The following is a 20,012-nucleotide window of genomic DNA, read 5'->3' as shown; positions in this document are numbered from 1 at the left end:
AGGTTGGGGTGAGCCGCAGGCTCACCCCAACCTACGCCGCTATGCCCGCGCAGCCCCCAAAAACTGCCTCGGCGTGCAATTGAACTCCCGCCGAAACACCGCATACATGTACTGCAGCGAGGTAAACCCGCAGCGTACGGCCACGTCCGCCAGCGGAATCGAGTTGTCCACCAGCATCGACCGCGCCATCTCCAGCTTGTGCTCCAGGATCGCCTGGTGCACCGTCTGCTTCAGCTCGCGCTTGAAATGCTCTTCCAGCAGGGTGCGCGAAATCCCGACGTAATCCGCCACCTGCTCGGTCTTGATGCCGAGGCAGGCGTACTGCCGGATGTAATGCTTCGCCCGCATCACGTACGGGCTGCGCAAAGGCTCGTGCTGGCTGCTGGCCTGCACGCTCAGGCCCACCGGCGGTACCAGCACGCGCGTGCTGGAGCAGTCGCCGCCGTGCAGCATCTGGTGCAGCACCTGCGCCGCCATGCGGCCCATTTCTTCCGCGCCCTGGATCACCGAGGTCAGCGGAATGCGGCTGAGCAGCTGCGCCATCGGGTCGTTGTCGATGCCCACCACGGCGATCTGTTCCGGAATCGGCACATCCGCCACCACGCAGGCCTGCAGCAGCTGGCGGGCGCGGGCGTCGGTCACCGCCACCACGCCGATCGGCTTGGGCAGCGAGCGCACCCAGGCCACCATGTCTTCCTGCGAACGGCCCCAGCCGCCCGCGCTGGTGGGCGAACCGCGGTAGACGCTGCCTTCCAGGCCGTCGGCGGCGATCATGCGCAGGAAGGCGTCCTCGCGCTCCTGCGCCCAGCGGTTGCCGGGCGACGGCGGCAGGCCGTAGAAGGCGAAGCGCTGCAGGCCCTGCTCGATCAGATGGTCGTAGGCCACGCGCACCAGCTTGGCGTTGTCGGTGGCCACGTAGGGAATATTGGCCGGATAGCGGCTGTCGTCGGCATAGGAGCCGCCGATGGCCACCACCGGAATGCTCAGGTGCGCCAGCGCTTCTTCCACCGTGGGGTCGTCGAAGTCGGCGATGATGCCGTCGCCGCGCCAGTGCTGGATGCCCAGCGTGCGGCAGCGGAAATCCTCTTCCAGGAACAGATCCCACACCACGCGGGTGGATTTCAGGTATTGGCCGATGCCGGCGATCACCTGCCGGTCGTAGACCTTGTTGGCATTGAACAGCAGGGCGATGCGATGGGGCGACATGGGCGTACCAGTGACAGTAACCGACGGCACCTGCCGTGGATCCGGGACGCTACCAGTTCGCTCCTGCGCCCGCATGTCGCAACGCGACAGGGAAAATGAATGCCAGGGTGATGGATTTCGCAATTGCGCCTGGCTGACGCCGATTGCAGCATCCGGAGCATCCGCAGCCGACCCTGAATCCCCCGGGCGGCTCGCATGGGAGGTTTTCGATGAGTTACTTCGAGCACGTGGCGCCGATTCGTTACGCCGGCGCTAAGACGGACGATCCGCTCGCGTTCCGCCATTACGATCCGTCGCGCATCATCCTGGGCAAGCGCATGGACGAGCACCTGCGCCTGGCCGTGTGCTACTGGCACAGCTTCGTGTGGCCGGGCATGGACATGTTCGGCGCCGGCACCTTCCAGCGGCCGTGGCAGCAGGCCGGCGACCTGATGGCGCAGGCGCATGCCAAGGCGGACGCGGCCTTCGATTTCTTCCAGCGCCTGGGCGCGCCGTTCTATACCTTCCACGACACCGACGTCGCGCCGGAAGGCGCCAGCCTGGCCGAGTACGCGCGCAATTTCGCCAGCATGGTCGACGTGCTGGAAGCCAAGCAGGCGCAGACCGGCGTGAAGCTGCTGTGGGGCACCGCCAACCTGTTCAGCCATCCGCGCTATGCCGCGGGCGCGGCCAGCAGCCCGCAGCCGGAAGTGTTCGCCTACGCCGCCAGCCAGGTGTTCCACGCCATGGGCGCGACGCACCGCCTGGGCGGCGCCAACTACGTGCTGTGGGGCGGCCGCGAAGGCTACGACACCCTGCTCAACACCGACCTGCGCCGCGAGCGCGCGCAGCTGGGGCGTTTCTTCCAGATGGTGGTGGAGCACAAGCACAAGCTCGGCTTCCAGGGCACCATCCTGATCGAACCCAAGCCGCAGGAACCGACCAAGCACCAGTACGACTACGACACCGCCACCGTCTACGGCTTCCTCAAGGAGTTCGGGCTGGAGCAGGAGGTCAAGGTCAACCTGGAAGCCAATCACGCCACGCTGGCCGGGCATTCCTTCCACCACGAAGTGGCCACGGCGATCTCGCTCGGCGTGTTCGGCAGCATCGACGCCAACCGCGGCGACGCGCAGAACGGCTGGGACACCGACCAGTTCCCTAACAGCGTGGAAGAACTGACCCTGGTGATGTACGAGATCCTGCGCGCCGGCGGCTTCAGCACCGGCGGCTTCAATTTCGATACCAAGGTGCGCCGCCAGAGCGTGGACGCGGCCGACCTGTTCCACGGCCATGTCGGCGCGATCGACGCGCTGGCCCTGGCGCTGGAGCGCGCGGCGAAGATGATCGAGGACGACCGCCTGGCCGCCTTCAAGGCGCAGCGCTACGCCGGCTGGGACGGTGAGCTGGGCCGGCGGATCCTGGACGGCGGCTACACCTTGCAGGGCCTGGCGGACGAAGCGGCGAAGCACGATTTCCGTCCCGCCCACGTCTCCGGCCAGCAGGAATGGCTGGAGAACCTGGTCAACCGCTACATCTACGGTTGAACCCGATGTTCCTCGGGCTGGACCTGGGTACCTCCGCGGTCAAGGCCGTGCTGGTCGACGCGGCCGGCGCGGTGCGCGCCACGGCCTCGCAGCCGCTCACCGTCGCGCATCCGCAGCCGCGCTGGTCCGAGCAGGACCCGGCGGACTGGTGGCGCGCTTCCGTGGCCGCCATCGACGAACTGCTGCAGGCCGCCGCGCGCGACGGGATCCCCGCCAGCCGCGTCGCCGCCATCGGCCTCAGCGGCCAGATGCACGGCGCCACCCTGCTGGACCGCAGCGACCGCGTGCTGCGCCCCGCCATCCTGTGGAACGACGGCCGCAGCGATGCGCAATGCCGCTGGATGGAAACGCTGCCGGACTTCCACGCCATCACCGGCAACCTGGCCATGCCCGGCTTCACCGCGCCCAAGCTGGCCTGGCTGCGCGAGCACGAGCCGGCCGCGTTCGACGCGGTGGCGAAGGTGCTGCTGCCGAAGGACTACCTGCGGCTGTGCCTCACCGGCGAATACGCCACCGATGCCTCCGACGCCGCCGGCACCTTGTGGCTGGACGTGGGCAAGCGCCAGTGGAGCGCGCCGATGCTGGCCGCCTGCGGCCTCACCCGCGAGCACATGCCGCGCGTGCACGAAGGCAGCGAACCGGCCGGCCGCCTGCGCCTGGAACTGGCCCGGCGCTGGGGCATGGAGCGCGTGCCGGTGGCGGCCGGCGGCGGCGACAACGCGGCTGGCGCGGTGGGCGCGGGGATCGTGCGGCATGGCCAGGCGATGCTGTCGCTGGGCACATCCGGCGTGTACTTCGCCGTGTCCGACGGCTTCCTGGCGCGGCCCGAGCAGGCCGTGCACAGCTTCTGCCACGCCCTGCCGTACACCTGGCACCTGATGTCGGTGATGCTCAACGCCGCCAGCTGCCTGGACTACACCGCGCGCCTCACCGGCCATGCCGAGGTCGGCGCGATGCTGGCCGAAGCGCAGGCCACGCCGTGGCGCGACGACGGCCCCGTGTTCCTGCCGTATCTCAGCGGCGAGCGCACGCCGCACAACGACGTGCATGCCACCGGCTCGTTCACCGGCCTGCGCACCGACACCACGCGCGCGGACCTGGCCAACGCCACGCTCGAAGGCGTGGGCCTGGGGCTGCTCGACGGTATCGAAGCGGTCGACGCGGCCGGCCTGCGCGCCGACAGCGTGGCGGTGATCGGCGGCGGCACGCGCAGCGCCTACTGGCTGCAGATGCTGGCCGACATCGCCGGCCGTCCGCTGGAACTGCGCGCCGGCGGCGACGTCGGCGCCGCGCTAGGCGCGGCGCGCCTGGCGCATCTGGCCGCCGAACCGGGCGCGCGCATCGAGGAAGTGTGCGCCATGCCACCGCTCGTCGCGGTGCACCTGCCCGACGCCGGCCGACATGCCTACTATCGCGAACGCCGGCAGCCGCTGTTCCGCCGCACCTACGCGCAGCTGCGCGCGGCGGCGGCAACGTGAGCGGCCCGGCTATCCATTCGAGGGAGAATTCCATGAAGCGTCTGTTCGTGCGGGCCATGCTGGCCCTGGTCTCGGTCGCCCTGGCCGCCGCCGTGCTCACCGCCTGCAGCGGCAAGGCTTCGGACCAGCCGAAGATCGGCTTTTCCATCGACGACCTGCGCCTGGAGCGCTGGACGCGCGACCGCGACTACTTCGTGGCCGCGGCCGAGAAGCTCGGCGCCAAGGTCTACGTGCAGTCCGCCGACGGCAACGAGCAGCGCCAGGTGCAGCAGCTGGAGAACCTGATCTCGCGCGGCGTGGACGTGCTGGTGATCGTGCCGATGAACTCCAAGGTGCTGGACAACGTGATCGCCGACGCCAAGCGCAACGGCATCAAGGTGATCGCTTACGACCGCCTGATCCTCGGCGCCGACGTCGACGCCTACGTCTCCTTCGACAACGAGAAAGTCGGCGAACTGCAGGCGCAGGGCGTGCTCGACGCGGTGCCCAAAGGCAACTATTTCCTGCTCGGCGGCTCGCCGACCGACAACAACTCCAAGATCCTGCGCGAGGGCCAGCTGAAGGTGCTGCAGCCGGCCATCGACCGCGGCGATGTCAAGGTCGTCGGCCAGCAGTGGACGCCGGAGTGGGATGCGTCCAAGGCGTTGCGCATCATCGAAGACGCGCTTACCGCCAACCACAACGACATCCAGGGCATCGTCGCCTCCGCCGATTCCATCGCCGGCGGCGCGATCCAGGCGCTGGCCGCGCAGCAGCTGGCCGGCAAGGTCGCCGTGTCCGGCCAGGATGCGGACCTCGCCGCCGTGCGCCGCGTGATCGACGGCACCCAGACGATGACCGTCTACAAGCCGCTGAAGAGCATCGCCGGCACCGCGGCGGAGCTGGCGATGAAGCTGGCCAAGGGCGAGCAGCCCGCGTACACCAGCAAGATCAACAACGGCAAGAAGGACGTGGACGCCGTGCTGCTGCAGCCGATCCTGCTGACCCGCGACAAGGTGGACGACACCGTGATCAAGGACGGCTTCTACACCCACGACCAGATCTACGGCGCGAAGTAAGCGCGATGGCCGCGGAGTCCTGCCTGTTCGAGATGCGCGGCATCGCCAAGTCCTTCGGCGGGGTCAAGGCGCTGGACGGCATCGATCTGGCCTTGCGCGCGGGCGAATGCCTGGGGCTGTGCGGCGAGAACGGCGCCGGCAAGTCCACCCTGATGAAGGTGCTGTCCGGCGTCTATCCGCACGGCAGCTGGGACGGCGAGATCCGGTGGCAGGGCCAGCCGCTGCGCGCGCGTTCGGTGCGCGACAGCGAGCGCGCCGGCATCGTGATCATCCACCAGGAGCTGATGCTGGTGCCGCAGCTGTCGGTGGCCGAGAACATCTTCCTCGGCCACGAGCTCACCCGTCCCGGCGGCCGCATGGACTACGACGCCATGTATGCCAGGGCCGATGCGCTTTTGCGGGAGCTGGGCCTGCACGACGTCAACGTGGCGCTGCCGGCCATGCACTACGGCGGCGGCCACCAGCAGCTGTTCGAGATCGCCAAGGCGCTGGCCAAGCAGGCCAAGCTGCTGATCCTGGACGAGCCCACCTCGTCGCTGACCTCCAGCGAGACCGAGGTGCTGCTGCGCATCGTCGAGGACCTCAAGCGCCGCGGCGTGGCCTGCATCTATATCTCGCACAAGCTCGACGAGGTGGAACGCGTGTGCGACACCGTCTGCGTGATCCGCGACGGCCGCCACATTGCCACGCAGCCGATGCACGAGCTCAGCGTCGACACGCTGATCGCGCTGATGGTGGGCCGCAAGCTGGAGAATCTGTATCCGCGCGTGGAGCACGCCATCGGCGAAGTAATTTTCGAAGCGCGCCACGCCACCTGCCTGGACCCGGTCAATCCGCAGCGCAAGCGCGTGGACGACGTGTCGATCCAGCTGCGCCGCGGCGAGATTCTCGGCATCGCCGGCCTGGTCGGCGCGGGCCGCACGGAGCTCGTGAGCGCCATCTTCGGCGCGTACGCGGGCAAGAGCTCGGTCGAGCTGTTTCTCGAAGGCCGCCCGCTGAAGATCCGCTCGCCGGCCGATGCCATCCGCGCCGGTCTGGGCATGGTGCCGGAGGACCGCAAGCGCCACGGCATCGTGCCGCTGCTGGGCGTAGGCGACAACATCACGCTGGCCACGCTGGAGCACTACGCGCACGCCGGCCATATCGACCGCCAGCGCGAACTGCATACGGTCGAAGCGCAGATCGCGCAACGCCGCGTCAAGACCGCCAGCCCGGCCCTGCCCATCGCACGGCTTTCCGGCGGCAACCAGCAGAAGGCCGTGCTGGCCAAGATGCTGCTGGCGCGGCCGAAAGTGCTGATCCTGGACGAACCCACGCGCGGCGTGGACGTGGGCGCCAAGGCCGAGATCTACCGGCTGATTTTCGAACTGGCCGCGCAGGGCGTGGCCATCCTCCTGGTTTCCTCGGAAATGCCGGAAGTGCTCGGCATGGCCGACCGCGTGCTGGTAATGGGCGAAGGCCGCCTGCGCGGCGACTTCCCCAACCAGGGCCTGACCCAGGAACAGGTGCTGGCCGCGGCGATCGACCCCGATGCGTCCGCGCGCGCGGCCTGACTCAAAGACACGGAATCCGCATGCAAGCCCAGTCCATCCAGCAACTGTTCGCGCGCTACAAGATCCTGGCCCTGCTGCTGGCGGTGGCGGCGATCTGGATCTTCTTCCACGTGGCCACCGGCGGCGACTTCATCACCGCGCGCAATGTGTCCAACCTGTTCCGGCAGATGGCGATCACCGGCATGCTCGCCTGCGGCATGGTGTTCGTGATCATCGCCGGCGAAATCGACCTTTCAGTGGGTTCGTTGCTGGGATTGCTCGGCGGCGTGGTGGCGGTGCTGACGGTCAACCAGGGCTGGTCCACGCCGGCGGCGATCGTGGCGGTGCTGCTGCTGGGCCTGCTGATCGGCCTGTTCAACGGCTTCTGGGTGACGCATCTGCGCGTGCCCTCGTTCATCGTCGGCCTGGGCGGCATGCTGGCCTTCCGCGGCGTGCTGCTGGGCACGACGCATAGCGCGACCATCGCGCCGGTGCCGGCCGACCTGGTCTATCTCGGCCAGGGCTATGTGTCGCCGCTGCTGTCCAGCGTGCTGGGCGTGGCGATCTTCGCGGTGGTGGCGGTGCTTGCGCTGCTGCGCCGGCGCCGCCGCGCGCAGCTGCAGATCCGCCAGCTGCCGTGGTGGGCGGACGTGCTGAAAGTGCTGGCGATCGGCATCGCGCTGGCGGTGTTCGTGGCCACCCTCAACAGCTACGGCGGCATTCCGCTGCCGGTGCTGATCCTGGTGGCGCTGCTGGCGCTGTTCTCCTACCTCGGCGCGCAGACCGTGCTGGGCCGGCATATCTATGCGGTGGGCGGCAACCTGGAAGCCACGCGGCTGTCCGGCGTGAACGTGGCGCGGGTGAAGCTGGTGGTGTTCGGCGTCATGGGCGTGATGTGCGCGTTCGCCGGCATCGTCAATACCGCGCGGCTGGCGGCAGGCTCGCCGTCGGCGGGCACCAATGGCGAGCTCGACGCGATCGCGGCCTGTTTTATCGGCGGCGCCTCGATGCGCGGCGGCGCCGGTACCGTGCATGGCGCGCTGATCGGCGCGCTGGTGATGGCCAGCCTCGACAACGGCATGTCGATGATGGATGCGGAAACGTATTGGCAGTACATCGTGAAGGGCGCCATCCTGGTGCTCGCCGTATGGGTGGACGTGCTGTCCCGCCCGCAGCGCGACTGAAGGCCGGCCGGTTTTCCGCGCTGCCCCCTTTCCACGGAAGGCAGGAGCGAGAGGAAAACCAACCGTTTGTTTTCTTGGCCGCGCTACGGATATCCCCACTTCCACATCAAGTCATTCGCCCGGTTGATCAAGGCCTTGCGATAAGCCTCGATGATCATCCGCGCATCGATGCTGAGTCCGGAATCCCATCCGCGATCCATCGCTTCGAGCAGCGCGTGCGCCACCGCCGCGTCGTATTCGATCTTGGTCGGATCGAAATCCTCTGGCCAGGGCCGGTAATTCCCTTCGACGCAACGCATCGGTGCTTTCAAGCGCATCGCACAGTCCTCCGCCGGGTGTGGAGACCGGCGATTACAGCAAGCGCGAACAGGGCTTTGTAGTAGCCAAACGGCCGAGACGCTTTACTCGCCGTCCGGCGCATCCGCCACGTGCGCGGCCCATAACTTGCGTGCGAATTCGCGCAAGGGCCTGGGCGCTTCCAGGAAGGCTGTATCAAAAACGTAACTGCCGCCCTGGCCGCCGGCATCCCTGGTTTCGCCGCGCATCGCGTACTTCTGCGCACCCTGGTAGGCGATCACCTTCATTGTGTCCGAAGAAATATCGCCGCGGCACATCAGGCGATACGCCATCCACACTTCCGCCGTGCCGTTGCCATCGAGGTCGGTGACCTGCAGCGCCGCGCCGCGGAAAAAAGTGGCCTGGTGGTCGACGCCGCAGTCGTGCACGTAGTCGTGCAGACTCCAGCGCAACTGCGCCTTGCCGCCGGCGAGGGTGTAGCGCACGGCGTAGAGGTCGTCGTTGTAGCCGTATTCGCTGTTGTCGTCGCTGTGCATGCTGACCACGACGAGGTTGTCGCCTTCGGCGTCGGTCCAGCGGAGGGCTTGCTTGAAGTTGCCTTTGAAGGTGATGCCGGCGGGCAGCTGTGCAGCGGTGATGGGCTGGGCGATGGGGCTGGCCTGCGTGGAGAAGATGAAAGCGGACAGCAGGAGTGTGGCGAATCGCTTCATGGGTTTCATCCTTGAATGGTGGAATATCCCGCTTGGCATTGTCCTTCAAAGGCAGCTTGGATGCGCCGCCAGACGTGTCTCCTTAGACGAGTCTTAGGAGATAACTCGTTTCCGTGCAGTAAATAATCGGATTCTTCGTTAAAGCAGATTCCTCTGATGGTCGAGAGCACGATGCATTTCTACGATGGGCCGCAACTCACATCAGAGAAGTGCCCATGCAGCGGTTGCGCAAGTCCGCTCTCGAACATGTCACGCGCCGTTGCGCTCTGATGTTGATCTGGCTGATCGCGGCGTCCTCGGCACACGCACAGTCCGCACCGCATTCAGGCGTACGCTCAGGAAAGAGCATGCCGATCGAACTGGTGGCTACGGAAGCGAAGCGGCAGATGGAGGTGCGGTTATCCCGCCGGCTCCATGAAGTGGCCAATCAGCGCATATGGTTCGATGAACGGCCAGGTCCGATCCGTGTGGACGTGCGATTCGACGATGGAGGAAGGGTGCTGATTGACTTGGGTCCAGGCCTTGGCAAGCTATCGAACACGCCGGACATGGAAGACCTGGAGAGCTTGCTGATCAACACTTTCGATCTGGAGCTGGCCGACCAGGTCACCCACCATGGAATCAGCTTTCTGTTCGATGGCAAGGACATGTATTTCTACCATCCGGAGGAGCGGCCTCCGCCGCCAAGGCAAAGGGCGAGGATGCGTAGCTGGCCACGGGTGGTGTTGTCGCCGGGGCATGGTCATTACAGGCTCTATGGGCAGAAGGACAGCTACTCCTGGGTATTTCAGCGCACTGAACAGCATGGCGTGCAGGAAGATGTCATCACCATGGAGTATGCGCGGCTTCTCAAGGAAGAGATGAGTCAGCGACCCGGGATGCTTACGCCAAGGTTGACGCGGCTTGACTGGGACCTTACTCACGCCGAGACAAGGAAGCCCTGGAGCTATATTTCTGCCCGGTACTACTTGGCCTGGGAGTATCCAGAGAACCCAGAGATATGGCATTCGTTGCCGGAAGACAAGACGAAGGGCCGCGAGCGCCTGGAAGACATCAGAAGTCGTCCGTTGTTCGCCAACCACATAGGGGCGGACGCGCTAGTGCATCTACATACAAATGCCGAACCATCCGGCAAGGTGAGAGGTGCGCGGGCCTATCACTACAAAGATTCGCCGGAAAGCAAAAAATTGGCGGATAGCCTTCTGTGCGGCCTGAAGGAGGTCATCCGAGCCCAGCCCAAGTACAAAGATTTTCAAATAGACGATGAGTCCAGGAATGACGGTGACTATGGTGAGAACCGTCTGGCCGCTATGCCATCTGCCCTGGTAGAACTGGCCTTCCATTCCAACGAGAAGGATGCCGCCGCGTTACTCGACGAGAATTTCAAGAGGGCGGCGGTGAGCGGACTGACCAAGGGTGTCCAACTATATATGGACGGCGAAGGGTGCGAGCCTTTCGTCGTTACGGAGGTAGGCCAAGGGAGCGGGTACATCCATAGCAACGCGACGATGATCTTCAGCTACAAGGGATCTCCCAGGCCTCCGGTCATTTTCAATTTCGAGGAGATTGGCTGCAATCCGTCGGCTGCGGAATGCATGAGCCAACAGGACTCCAGGGACATCGAGCCTTCCCCGATGATCTACTACGGCTTGCGTTGTCCTGGCGTTCCCGGCGTGCGGAAGTATCGGCTCACGTTGATTGATCGCGATGGAGTCGCGTCGAGCCCTGTAGAGGGCGAGGTGAATTGCAAATATTCCCATTATTAAGGCAAGGAAAGACGGGCGCGGCGAATCTGCGCCGTGCCCGTGTTCCGCCGTACGCTCAGAGATCGGAGAAATGCGGATCCAGCGGCCGCACCTCGCACTCCACTTCCCACTGGTCGCCATGCGCCTGCAGAAAGCGCTCGATCCAGCCAGCGGCTTCTTCCGTGCTTGCGGCCTTGAGCATGAAATAGCCGCCGATCACTTCCTTGGTCTCGGTAAACGGGCCGTCCGTGGACTTGATGCGGCCTTTCGACAGCCGCAGCCGCTTGCCGTCCTTGGTCGGCGCGAGCCCGGCGGTGTCGATCAGCACGCCGGCTTCTTTCATTTCCTCGATCAGCTTGCCCATCTCGGTCATCAGGCGCTCGTCGGGGGCCTGGCCGGAGTTTTCGTTGATGCGGATGAGGGTAAGGAAGCGCATGGATTTCTCTCCTGGGTAAGTTGGAATAGTGGCGGCGCAACCTGTCGAGGGTGCGTTCCATCCAGGCGACGAACGAAGGGCGGAGGAATCGACATGCGAAAGACTCTGAATCTGAGCGCAAAGCCTTGTCGGGCACCGGTGAGCCGGGGCAATGTGACGGCAAGAGGGGCCAGGGCAGGCCAAGGGGGAGCAGGTGATCCCATCTTTCAATCATTCCGGCGTCCTTCCGCCCTTTGTGGGAGAAGCGCACAGCACGGACGGCAGGTCGCCTTACGCGACCGATCTCGCCATCATCAGCCGCCAATTCGTGACAAGCGATGAGAGGCGGAAGATCTTCGAAGGACTGCTCCGCTATCGTTCGGCTTTACGCACCGTGGGGCTAGTCGAGGGGTTCCAGTGGATCAAGTTTTGTAGAGGCGGCCGAGCTCACCCGCCAGCGTCCACCGGAGGGCGTTGACGTCGTCACTTTCTGTTGGCGACCAAGGGATATGGGCATCGATGCATGGATCGCTCTGATCAACGAGCGCCAGGACCTCTTCGATCCTGAGGAGAGCAAGCGCATATACCAGTGTGATGCGTACATGGTGGAGCTCGGCGTGGCTCCGAACTGGCTGGTGATGCAAACAGCGTATTGGTCAGGGCTCTTTTCGCATCAGCGAGAAACATTCCTGTGGAAAGGCTTGCTTCAGATCGACTTGGGAAAAGATCTGTCGGTCGAAACCGCGGAGGCTGGCCATGATTAAGCAGCTGAGGCTTCAAGGCTTGCGCGCCGATCTTGGCGCGGCCCGCACCATGCTGGCCGGCGCGGAAAAAGCTGGCGACCCGGTTGGAATGTTGCAGTTCCAGAAGAAGATCGATGCCTTGGAGCAGGAGCTCGCGGAGCTGGCAGGGGCCACGGATAAGCTGGCGAAAGTTGCAGTCTTTTTTGGTGGCCGACCGGTAATCGGTTCACGTGGCGTGGATGCGGAATTCGCCAGCAAGGCCATGGATAGCTTCCAGAAGCTCGTATCTCGTCAGTTCGCGCGTATGGAAGCCGGCGATCTTGGCTCGCGGGGTCCCGTTCCGGTGCAAGGCGAGGCGCGACTGATGATTACCGACGTGGCGCGAGGTTCTGTGGGTTTTGTACTTGAGGAGGCACCGGAGCAAAGTCAGATGGTTGAGACTGAGCTGGCGGTCGCCATAGAGCAGATCTCCGATGCCATCTCCAGGCTGGGAGGAGATGGAGACGAATGGGCAGATACGATCGAGCAGTTCGATGATCGCGTGGTCGCTTGTCTTAAAGAGTTCTTTTCCGTGCTGGATGAAGGCGGGGCGACCTTCAGGATCGTGGAAGGCAGTCGAGACCGGGAGGTATCGCACGCTGAAATAAGCAGGGCGCGATCCCGGGCCGATCTGACGCGCATAGCCCAGGAGCAGACGGGGTGGATCGAAGGTCAGATCGTTGGCTTTACCAGCAAGTCATTCGAATTCGCCCCAGTGGCGGGTGAAAAATTGACAGGAAGGATGGACCCGGGGCCTGCGCGCCTGCTCGAAAAGGCCGGCATGCAGCATGAGCTCGACAAGCTGCTCTTTACGCCTACAAGAGCCAAGTTTCAGGTAAGAACGGTCGCAAATGGTTCGTTGATTCGTCGTTACCACACGTTGATCGCGATCGATGATCGCAGCGGGAGCGATTGAGCTTTGCTGACTTTCCCGCGTTGCTTGGGTGGAGTTCGCGCTATCAGGCCAAACCCCAGAGGTGCATGGCTTCTGCCGCAATGACCTCCGGATACTCCTCCTGAAAGAACAACTTCCCCTCCGCCACCCGCCGTATCCCACGCGAGCGCGGAAACACCCGATCCAGATACTCCGCATCCCCCATCGCAAAAATATCGTCGCTCGCCCCCCACACCATCCGCACCGGCACCTGGCTGCGCTGGAGCTTCGCCTCGATCCCCGCCAGCGGATTCGGCTCCAGCGCCAGGTGAAACGCGTGGTACTGCTTTCGCCGCAGCGGCGTGCTCACCAGCGGCGTCACGTAGTAGTCGATCGTTGCGTCCGCGAAGCGGCTCGGGTCGTGGAATACGCTGGCGCCGAAGGTGGCGCGGGCGAGGCTGCGGTCGGTCAGCCATTGAGCGGTGGCGTCGGCGAGCGTGCCCTTGCGCGCCATGTCGATGGCGGGTTGCACCTTCGCCGGCGGGCTGTCGATTTCCACGTCGCCGTTGGTGAGCAGCAGGGTGCGCACGCGCTCGGGGTAGCGGACGAGGAACAGCTGGGCGATGGCGGTGCCGCAGTCGCTGGCGACGATGTCGACACCGCGGATGGAGAGCTTGTCCAGCAGCGCGGCGAGCATGGCCACCTGATCCGCGGCGCCCAGCGCCTGGTTTTCGTGGACTTCCGAATAACCCAGGCCCATCAGATCCGGTGCGATGCAGCGGCGGTGCGCGGCGAGGCGGTCGATCGCGCCGCCCCACTGGTAGCTGTTGAGCGGGGCGCCGTGCAGGAACAGGGCGGCCTTGCCGCGGCCGCGGTCGGCGTAGGCGATCCGGCCGAACGGCAGTTCGGCGTAGCGGCGCATGGCGCGGAAGGCCGCGGCATCGGTGCGGCTTTCTCCCGGCAGGCCGCGGGCCTGCGCCGGAGCGATCCATCCGGCCATCGCGCCGGCGGCCAGGGTGGCGAGGCTGTACTGCAGGAACTGGCGGCGCTGCATGGTCGGACTCCGTTCGGGGACGGCCGCCATGCTGGCGCCTGCGCTGGAGCTGCACCGGCACGAACGGCCGGCGCCGGGCACGGAGGGATGATTTCCGGCACATGCCGGTCGGCCCGGATCGTCGAACGATGGCGGGCATGACCGGCCGCCCCGACTGCTATCCCGCCCCTGCCGCCGCCGCGGGGCCGTTGCCGCTGCTGGATGTGCTCACTTCGCCGGTGCCGTCGGGCCGTTTCGACTCGCCGGTCGATCATCGCCACGTGCTGTGCCTGCACCTGGGCGTACCGGTGCCGGTGTCGTACCGCGCCGGCCGCGTGGAACGCGAAGGCACCCGCCTGCACGGCCAGTTCTGCGTCGTCCCCGCCGGTTCCAGCACACGCTGGACGCTGGCCGCGCCGGCCACCTCGCTGCTGCTGCGCTTGTCACCCCAATTGCTGCGGGAAACGGCCGAGGCGATGGGCACCGGCGCCTATGACGCAGCCCTCGCGCCTTCCATCCACATCCGCGACCCCCAGGTCGAACGCATCGGCTGGATGATGCAGGCGGAGGAACGCGACGCGCATCCGGGCGGCCGGCTGTTCGCCGACAGCCTCGCCTCCGCGCTGGCCGCGCGCCTGCTGGTGCTGCAGACGCGCCGGGAAGCCCCGGCCCAGACGCGCGCCCTGCCCGCCTGGCGCCTGCGCCGCGTCGTCGAATACATCGAGGCCCGCCTCGACGAAGACCTCACCCTGCCCGAACTGGCCGCCGTGGCCGGCTACAGCCTGTCCCACTTCAAGCCGCTGTTCCGCCAGGCCACCGGGTTGCCGGCGCACCGTTTCGTGATGGAGCGGCGCGTCGAGCGCGCGCGGCTGCGCTTGATGGAGGGCCGGCTGAGCCTCACGGCGATCGCGGCCGAAGCAGGCTTTGCGCATGCGGGCCACATGGCGCGCTGCGTGCGGCGGGTGCTGGGGGTGAACCCTTCGCAGATCGTGCCTGGCAAGCGTTGAATTATCCGAATTTGCCCGTGGCATGAAGCGGTTCACATCCTCGCGTTACCGTTAACCGCATTTACACCCGGCTCCCGCACAAAGCGGCTAAAGTCCCGCCGCTACTGTGATTTCGCAGGAAGCCGACCGTGATGCGAAGGAGACGTCAGATGTACAAGATCACCGGGGCAGGACTCGCCCTGTCCGTGCTGCTGCTGGGCCAGACTGCCTGTGCCGCCCCCGCGCCGGACCTCAACGCCATCGTCAAGGCGGTCATGGAAGACCAGTACGGCAAGCAGTACGACGCCAAGCACGCCTGCTGGACCTTTACCCACACCACCGAGCAGGGCGACGACCTCACCTATTGCATGCAGCCGGGCAAGCCCGAGCTGGTCGACACGGCCAAGGGCAAGCAGCTGTTCGTCTACGCCGCCAATGCGTACGACATCCACGACGACAACCGCTACAGCTACGGCCAGACCGATCCCGGCCTGCTGGGCGCGTTCCAGGTCAGCATCGACGCCAAGGGCGAGTGGACCTTCGTGGCCATGGACAGCGCCATGGAATTCGGCAGCAACGGCTACTGCGGCTGCAACAAGGCCGGCTTCGTCAAGCTGAGCAACCAGGGCGACTACGGCTGGCTGTTCGTCAGCGGCAGCGCCATCCAGGGCAAGGTGGTGGCGGACTACAGCATCGTCATGCCGCGCCAGGGCGGCTTCGTCGACGTCAGCCGCATCCCCCAGACCAAGGCCAGCGCGCAGGACGTGACCTACGAGCTGAAGGTCGCCGAGCGCGCCGGCCCGGGCCTGTTCCCGCTGACCGTGACCAAGACCCGGGCGAAGGCCAAGGTCGAGGACATCACGGTGAATTTCGACCCGAAGAAATACGCGTACCAGCTGCCCGCGGGCAAGTAATCCGCCCGGGCGCCCTTGTTCACGGAGGAAACGAACATGTCCAAGATCGACGAACGTTGGGAAGCGAACAAGCAGGACCTCGCCGAGGCCGCCGCCAAGGCCGGCATCGAGCCGGGCCTGATGGCCAAGATCGCCGGCTTCGAGTCCGGCTACAACCCGCATGCGCGCCCCATCGCCGGCGCCAAGCACGCGGAACTGAACACGGTGACGCAGTTCGACGGCACCAAGGCGATGTCCTCGGCCTATGGCTACGGCCAGTTCCTGGACGACACCTGGGTCGGCATGGTGCACAAGTACGGCGAGAAGTACGGCGTGCCCAACGCCGACAAGCTCACCGCCGACCAGATCAATTCGCCGGAGATGCGCAACAACTCCAAGCTGCAGGCCGGCATGCTGGCGGAATTCACCAAGCAGAACATGCAGCTCGGCGCCAAGCTGGGCGGCCCGGATGCGGACGCCAACGTCTATGCGCTGCACAACCTCGGCCAGGGCGGCGGCACCAAGTTCCTGGAGGCGCTGAAGGCCGACCCGAACCAGCGCGTGGACCACGTGCTCTCGCACAAGGTGATCGAGCGCAACCCGGGCCTGTACGGCGACGGCAGCATGACGGTGGCCGAGGCCTACAAGGGCATGGGCCAGCAGATGGACAAGTACGCCAAGTACGCGCAGGAGCTGGAAAAGGGCGTGCCGGCCAAGTCGGCCAATGCGCCGGCCGCTCCCATTCCGGTGCCGCCCGCCAAGTCCGAGGCGCAGCCGCCCAGGCACGCGGCCCCGGCCGGCCATGCGGTGCTGAAGGAAGGCGACAAGGGCCAGGACGTCAGCGCGCTGCAGAAGCAATTGCACGACCTGGGCTACAAGGGCGCCGACGGCAAGCCGCTGCGCGTGGACGGGCAGTTCGGCCCCGGCACCAAGGGTGCCTTGGAAGCGTTCCAGCACGACCATCACCTCCAGCGCGACGGCGAAGCCGGCCCGCTCACCCAGAAGCAGCTGCAGACGCAGACCAGGCTGCATGCGCAGGAGCAAGCAGCCAAGCCGCTGCTCAACCAGCCCGGGCACCCGCAGCACGCGCTCTACAACCAGGCGCTGGACGGCGTGCAGAAGCTGGGCGGCGGCGCCTCCAGCGCGCAGCGCGAGAACTTCGCCGGCTCGCTGGCCGTCGAGGCGCAGCGCCAGGGCCTGAAGCAGATCAACCACGTGGTGCTGAATGACGACGGCTCGCGCGCCTGGGCCGTGCAGGGCGACCTGCGCTCGCCGTTCAAGCAGCACGCCGAGGTGAACGTGGGCCAGGCGATCAACACGCCGCTGGCGCAGAGCAGCGCTTCCAGCGCGCAGTTGCACAGCGCGCCGGGACAGGAGCAGGCCAGGAACCAGCAGCAGCAACAGCAACAGTCTCAGCAGCTTGGCTCGCCATCTCGCTGAGGCTCCAAAGCGGCGCCTCATCGTCGGCATCCTGGCGTAGGCCGGAATCCAGTCACTGTATGGCTCGGTTGTCGTGGTGACGTTTTGTGGGTCTCGCCTTTGGCGAGTGTTTCGCCCCGCTGCCGCGGGGCGAGTTACTTCTTCTTTGCGTGCCCAAAGAAGAAGTAACCAAGAAGAAAGGGCACCCTGCTTGGCGCCCTCAGCAGCGTAGCTGCTGAGGGTCCGTGAGGGCTGGCCGGGCTTTTTGACAGGGCATCCATGCCCTGATCAAAAAGGCGAGGACTCCTGTCCTCGCCCCCTGCGGGGCCTGATCGTCCAGCCCTCACCGCCGGCGCCAAGGGGACCCTGAAGATCAAGCGCAAAAGCGCACAAGCGGAACGCCGCGGCTATGCCGCGAGCTCATCGCTCGATTTTTGCCCCGCCCGTCATCCCCCTCTCCCCTCCGGGGAGAGGGCCGGGGTGAGGGGCTGGGCGGAGCGCGTCATCGAATCTCGCGACAAGCCCAAGAACCATCCCCGTCGAAGCGTCCCCATGTGCGCCCCGTCAAGCTTTGGTCGCCATGGCCGACATATGTTGGCTACAGTGTCGGGCTGATCCGCAGCGAAACGCGCCATGGAAACCCATCGAGCCACTCCTCCGCCCCGCCGTTCCGCCGGCCCGCAAGGCACGCGGCTGTTTTCGGCCGAGGAGCTCAAGCGCCTGGCCGCCCAGGCCGAACCGGACACCGACGGCCGCGCCAGCGCGCAGTCGCCGGTGCTGGAAGGGGCTTCCGAAGGCTTCGAAGGCCGCCGCTTCGCCCTGCACGCGGGGCGCCAGACAGTGGGCCGCGGCGGCCATAACGACGTGGTGATCGACGACCTCAGCGTGTCGTCCACCCACGCCTGGATCATGAACCAGCAAGGCCACTACGTGGTCATGAACACGCTGTCCACCAACGGCACCTTCGTCAACGGCCAGCGCGTGCACGAGGCGCCGCTGCGCCACGGCGATCGCGTGCGCTTCGGCCAGGCGGAGTTCGTGTTCCTCACCCGCGAACCGGGCGGGCGCATGCGCGCCGTTACCGGCTGGCTGATCGCCGCCGTGGCGGTGGCGCTGGCCGGCGCCGTGGCGCTCACCTGGTGGCTGACCACCCGCGCATGAACGCCGTCGCCGCACCGCGGATGATCGGCCGCTACCGCATCGACGGCGTGCTCGGCGCCGGCGCCATGGCCATGGTGTATGCCGGCTTCGACCCCGGCATCGACCGCCCCGTGGCGATCAAATGCCTGCACCGCCGCGCCGCCGCGCGCGGCCTGGAAGAACGCCTGCTGGCCGAGGCGCGCGCCGCCGGCCAGCTGGTCCACCCCAATATCGTCACCATCTTCGACACCGGGCGCACCGAGGACGGCCGCGCCTATATCGCGATGGAGCGGCTCACCGGCGAGTCCCTGGCCAGCCGCGTGGCGCGCGAAGGCCTGCCGCCGCTGTCGGTGGTGATCGAGCTGGCCACGCAGATGGCCGCGGCGCTGGACTACGCGCACGGCCAGGGCGTGCTGCACCACGACGTGAAGCCTGAAAACATCATGCTGGTCGACGACTGGCACTACGCCAAGCTCAGCGACTTCGGCATCGCGGAGCGCCGTGCCGAGGGAGCAGGCGACGGCCGCATCGTCGGCGGCACGCCCGCCTACATGGCGCCGGAGCGCCTGCGCGGCGAAGCGGCCGATGCGCGCAGCGACCTGTTCTCGCTGGGCGTGGTGCTGTACTGGCTGATCACCGGCAAGCTGCCCTGGCCGGACATGCCCGACCTGCCGCGCCTGCTGCGCGAACGCCAGCGCCTGCCGCGCCCGGTCATCGATCCGATCGACCCGGCCACGCCGGCCATGCTGATCGGCGTCGTCAACACCCTGCTCTCGCCTGCCCCGTCCACGCGCTACCAGCGCGGCGCCGAGGTGATCGACGACCTGCGCCTGGCGCGCAAGGAGTACGAGCGCGCGCACGAATCGCCGCTGGCCTCGCGCATCATCTCGCTGCGCACGCGCTGGATCGGCGCGCTGGCCGCGATCCTGTGCGTGGTGCTGCTGGCCGGCCTGGCCGCCATCTACGCCAAGCAGAACACCGCGGTGAACGGGCTGGCCACGGATTTCGGCGGCTCGCTCGGCCGCGTGGTCGCCGGCGAGGCGGCGGAAAACCTGCTGCTGCACGACGACGCGGCCACCCGCGCCCTGGTGCAGGACGTGGCGCGCAACCAGCAGATCCACTACCTGGCCATCGCCAACCGCGACGGCAACGTGGTAGCCAGCACGGCGCCGGCGGAACTTGGCGGCGCGCTGGCGCCCGCCCCCCTGTCGCGCCGCGTGCTGGACGACGGCGTCACCAGCTACCGGGGCCGCATGGGCAGTGCGGGCGAAGCGGCGATGCTGCTGTTCGACGTGCCGATCCGCTACCAGGACAAGGGCGTCGGCATGCTGCGCCTGGGCGTGAGCACCGCGCCGCTGGCGGCCGCGCAGCGCACCACTTTCTGGGTGATCGCGGCGGTGCTGGTGGTGACCCTGGCGGCGATGGTCGGCGCGGCCTATGCGCTGTTCCGCCGCCCGCTGGCGCTGCTGGGCATGCTGGGCGAGGCCATGCTGCGCGTGGCGCGCGGCGAGTACGGCTATCGCATCCGCCTGGTGCGGCGCGACGAACTGGGCCGGCTGTTCGCCACCTTCAACCTGATGAACAGCTCGCTGCAGGCACGCCAGCCGGGCGAGACGCCCTCCGCTCCAGGTGCCGCCGCCGATGCGGCCGCGCAGCCCACCCTGGTGCTGCAGGCCGACGACGAGGACCGCCAGGCGCTGGGCTGAGGCCGTCTCAGAACTGGCCCGTCTCGGA

18 protein-coding genes are annotated in these 20,012 nt (G+C 66.5%); 13 read left to right on the top strand and 5 right to left on the bottom strand.

The annotated features are described in order from the left end of the window. Positions 1-39 precede the first annotated feature (39 nt). Positions 40-1,206, bottom strand: coding sequence for a DNA-binding transcriptional regulator (locus FHW85_RS19340; RefSeq protein WP_167253009.1), 1,167 nt, complete (start codon positions 1,204-1,206; stop codon positions 40-42). Between the two features lie 209 nt (positions 1,207-1,415). On the opposite strand from FHW85_RS19340, the gene xylA reads away from it, so the two are divergent. Genes xylA through FHW85_RS19315 form a run of 5 tightly spaced genes read left to right on the top strand, consistent with a single transcriptional unit; the run spans position 1,416 to position 7,984 of the window. After that, positions 1,416-2,732, top strand: a complete 1,317-nt coding sequence (gene xylA / locus FHW85_RS19335; RefSeq protein WP_167253010.1) for a xylose isomerase — start codon at positions 1,416-1,418, stop codon at positions 2,730-2,732. 5 nt (positions 2,733-2,737) lie between these two features. Then, positions 2,738-4,210, top strand: a complete 1,473-nt coding sequence (xylB, locus tag FHW85_RS19330; protein WP_168649357.1) for a xylulokinase — start codon at positions 2,738-2,740, stop codon at positions 4,208-4,210. Between the two features lie 32 nt (positions 4,211-4,242). Next, positions 4,243-5,268, top strand: coding sequence for a D-xylose ABC transporter substrate-binding protein (gene xylF, locus FHW85_RS19325; RefSeq protein WP_168649356.1), 1,026 nt, complete (start codon positions 4,243-4,245; stop codon positions 5,266-5,268). Between the two features lie 5 nt (positions 5,269-5,273). Next, positions 5,274-6,821: a D-xylose ABC transporter ATP-binding protein gene (gene xylG / locus FHW85_RS19320; RefSeq protein ID WP_168649355.1), complete on the top strand. Its 1,548-nt coding sequence runs from the start codon at positions 5,274-5,276 to the stop codon at positions 6,819-6,821. Between the two features lie 20 nt (positions 6,822-6,841). Next, entirely contained in the window at positions 6,842-7,984 is a 1,143-nt protein-coding gene (locus FHW85_RS19315) for a sugar ABC transporter permease (protein ID WP_168649354.1), read from the top strand. An 83-nt stretch (positions 7,985-8,067) separates the two neighbouring features. Here the strand turns inward: FHW85_RS19315 and FHW85_RS19310 are convergent, their stop codons facing one another. Next, positions 8,068-8,301 carry a hypothetical protein gene (locus tag FHW85_RS19310; RefSeq protein ID WP_167253015.1) on the bottom strand — a complete coding sequence of 78 codons (234 nt, stop codon included), beginning with the start codon at positions 8,299-8,301 and terminating at the stop codon, positions 8,068-8,070. An 84-nt stretch (positions 8,302-8,385) separates the two neighbouring features. Beyond that, entirely contained in the window at positions 8,386-8,991 is a 606-nt protein-coding gene (locus tag FHW85_RS19305) for a hypothetical protein (protein ID WP_168649353.1), read from the bottom strand. Between the two features lie 347 nt (positions 8,992-9,338). Here FHW85_RS19305 and FHW85_RS19300 point away from each other — a divergent pair, with 347 nt between their 5' ends. Beyond that, positions 9,339-10,757 (top strand): N-acetylmuramoyl-L-alanine amidase, encoded by a 1,419-nt coding sequence (locus FHW85_RS19300; protein ID WP_168649352.1) that lies wholly within the window; start codon positions 9,339-9,341, stop codon positions 10,755-10,757. A 55-nt stretch (positions 10,758-10,812) separates the two neighbouring features. On the opposite strand, the gene FHW85_RS19295 is transcribed toward FHW85_RS19300, so the two are convergent. Next, positions 10,813-11,172, bottom strand: a complete 360-nt coding sequence (locus FHW85_RS19295) for a YciI family protein (RefSeq protein ID WP_167253018.1) — start codon at positions 11,170-11,172, stop codon at positions 10,813-10,815. 488 nt (positions 11,173-11,660) lie between these two features. Here FHW85_RS19295 and FHW85_RS19290 point away from each other — a divergent pair, with 488 nt between their 5' ends. Then, positions 11,661-11,915: a hypothetical protein gene (locus tag FHW85_RS19290; RefSeq protein WP_167253019.1), complete on the top strand. Its 255-nt coding sequence runs from the start codon at positions 11,661-11,663 to the stop codon at positions 11,913-11,915. Then, on the top strand, positions 11,908-12,849 hold the full coding sequence (locus FHW85_RS19285) for a hypothetical protein (RefSeq protein ID WP_167253020.1): 942 nt from the start codon (positions 11,908-11,910) through the stop codon (positions 12,847-12,849). The genes FHW85_RS19290 and FHW85_RS19285 overlap by 8 nt, the downstream gene beginning before the upstream one ends. Positions 12,850-12,892: 43 nt before the next feature. Here FHW85_RS19285 and FHW85_RS19280 read toward each other — a convergent pair whose 3' ends face one another. Further along, complete coding sequence (locus FHW85_RS19280; protein WP_168649351.1) at positions 12,893-13,861, bottom strand: alpha/beta fold hydrolase; 969 nt, start codon at positions 13,859-13,861, stop codon at positions 12,893-12,895. Between the two features lie 137 nt (positions 13,862-13,998). On the opposite strand from FHW85_RS19280, the gene FHW85_RS19275 reads away from it, so the two are divergent. The 5 genes from FHW85_RS19275 to FHW85_RS19255 all read left to right on the top strand — a co-directional run bounded on the left by FHW85_RS19275 (position 13,999) and on the right by FHW85_RS19255 (position 19,984). Further along, the gene (locus FHW85_RS19275) at positions 13,999-14,847 is read left to right on the top strand and encodes an AraC family transcriptional regulator (protein ID WP_167253022.1); all 849 of its coding nucleotides are present in this window, start codon (positions 13,999-14,001) and stop codon (positions 14,845-14,847) included. A gap of 149 nt (positions 14,848-14,996) precedes the next feature. Then, positions 14,997-15,740 (top strand): hypothetical protein, encoded by a 744-nt coding sequence (locus FHW85_RS19270; RefSeq protein ID WP_167253023.1) that lies wholly within the window; start codon positions 14,997-14,999, stop codon positions 15,738-15,740. Between the two features lie 36 nt (positions 15,741-15,776). Then, positions 15,777-17,159: an XVIPCD domain-containing protein gene (locus FHW85_RS19265; RefSeq protein WP_168649350.1), complete on the top strand. Its 1,383-nt coding sequence runs from the start codon at positions 15,777-15,779 to the stop codon at positions 17,157-17,159. 612 nt (positions 17,160-17,771) lie between these two features. Beyond that, positions 17,772-18,299 carry an FHA domain-containing protein gene (locus FHW85_RS19260; RefSeq protein WP_168649349.1) on the top strand — a complete coding sequence of 176 codons (528 nt, stop codon included), beginning with the start codon at positions 17,772-17,774 and terminating at the stop codon, positions 18,297-18,299. Continuing rightward, positions 18,296-19,984 carry a protein kinase gene (locus FHW85_RS19255; RefSeq protein WP_168649348.1) on the top strand — a complete coding sequence of 563 codons (1,689 nt, stop codon included), beginning with the start codon at positions 18,296-18,298 and terminating at the stop codon, positions 19,982-19,984. The genes FHW85_RS19260 and FHW85_RS19255 overlap by 4 nt, the downstream gene beginning before the upstream one ends. The last annotated feature ends 28 nt before the right edge of the window (positions 19,985-20,012 follow it).

The sequence above is a fragment of the Dyella sp. SG609 genome (assembly GCF_012275375.1).
Taxonomy (GTDB): domain Bacteria; phylum Pseudomonadota; class Gammaproteobacteria; order Xanthomonadales; family Rhodanobacteraceae; genus Dyella_D; species Dyella_D marensis.
The sequence above is the reverse complement of the archived record's forward strand: the minus strand, read 5'-3'. Positions and strand labels throughout refer to the sequence as shown.

What these genes read in the sequence shown, in the direction of transcription:
- FHW85_RS19285 (WP_167253020.1), top strand. Translation starts at nt 11,908, where the DNA reads ATGATTAAGCAGCTGAGGCTTCAAGGCTTGCGCGCCGATCTTGGCGCG.
- FHW85_RS19270 (WP_167253023.1), top strand. Translation starts at nt 14,997, where the DNA reads ATGTACAAGATCACCGGGGCAGGACTCGCCCTGTCCGTGCTGCTGCTG.
- FHW85_RS19260 (WP_168649349.1), top strand. Translation starts at nt 17,772, where the DNA reads ATGGAAACCCATCGAGCCACTCCTCCGCCCCGCCGTTCCGCCGGCCCG.
- FHW85_RS19340 (WP_167253009.1), bottom strand. Translation starts at nt 1,206, where the DNA reads ATGTCGCCCCATCGCATCGCCCTGCTGTTCAATGCCAACAAGGTCTAC.
- xylF (WP_168649356.1), top strand. Translation starts at nt 4,243, where the DNA reads ATGAAGCGTCTGTTCGTGCGGGCCATGCTGGCCCTGGTCTCGGTCGCC.
- FHW85_RS19280 (WP_168649351.1), bottom strand. Translation starts at nt 13,861, where the DNA reads ATGCAGCGCCGCCAGTTCCTGCAGTACAGCCTCGCCACCCTGGCCGCC.
- xylA (WP_167253010.1), top strand. Translation starts at nt 1,416, where the DNA reads ATGAGTTACTTCGAGCACGTGGCGCCGATTCGTTACGCCGGCGCTAAG.
- xylB (WP_168649357.1), top strand. Translation starts at nt 2,738, where the DNA reads ATGTTCCTCGGGCTGGACCTGGGTACCTCCGCGGTCAAGGCCGTGCTG.
- FHW85_RS19275 (WP_167253022.1), top strand. Translation starts at nt 13,999, where the DNA reads ATGACCGGCCGCCCCGACTGCTATCCCGCCCCTGCCGCCGCCGCGGGG.
- FHW85_RS19305 (WP_168649353.1), bottom strand. Translation starts at nt 8,991, where the DNA reads ATGAAGCGATTCGCCACACTCCTGCTGTCCGCTTTCATCTTCTCCACG.
- FHW85_RS19315 (WP_168649354.1), top strand. Translation starts at nt 6,842, where the DNA reads ATGCAAGCCCAGTCCATCCAGCAACTGTTCGCGCGCTACAAGATCCTG.
- FHW85_RS19265 (WP_168649350.1), top strand. Translation starts at nt 15,777, where the DNA reads ATGTCCAAGATCGACGAACGTTGGGAAGCGAACAAGCAGGACCTCGCC.
- FHW85_RS19290 (WP_167253019.1), top strand. Translation starts at nt 11,661, where the DNA reads ATGGGCATCGATGCATGGATCGCTCTGATCAACGAGCGCCAGGACCTC.
- FHW85_RS19255 (WP_168649348.1), top strand. Translation starts at nt 18,296, where the DNA reads ATGAACGCCGTCGCCGCACCGCGGATGATCGGCCGCTACCGCATCGAC.
- FHW85_RS19310 (WP_167253015.1), bottom strand. Translation starts at nt 8,301, where the DNA reads ATGCGCTTGAAAGCACCGATGCGTTGCGTCGAAGGGAATTACCGGCCC.
- xylG (WP_168649355.1), top strand. Translation starts at nt 5,274, where the DNA reads ATGGCCGCGGAGTCCTGCCTGTTCGAGATGCGCGGCATCGCCAAGTCC.
- FHW85_RS19300 (WP_168649352.1), top strand. Translation starts at nt 9,339, where the DNA reads ATGCCGATCGAACTGGTGGCTACGGAAGCGAAGCGGCAGATGGAGGTG.
- FHW85_RS19295 (WP_167253018.1), bottom strand. Translation starts at nt 11,172, where the DNA reads ATGCGCTTCCTTACCCTCATCCGCATCAACGAAAACTCCGGCCAGGCC.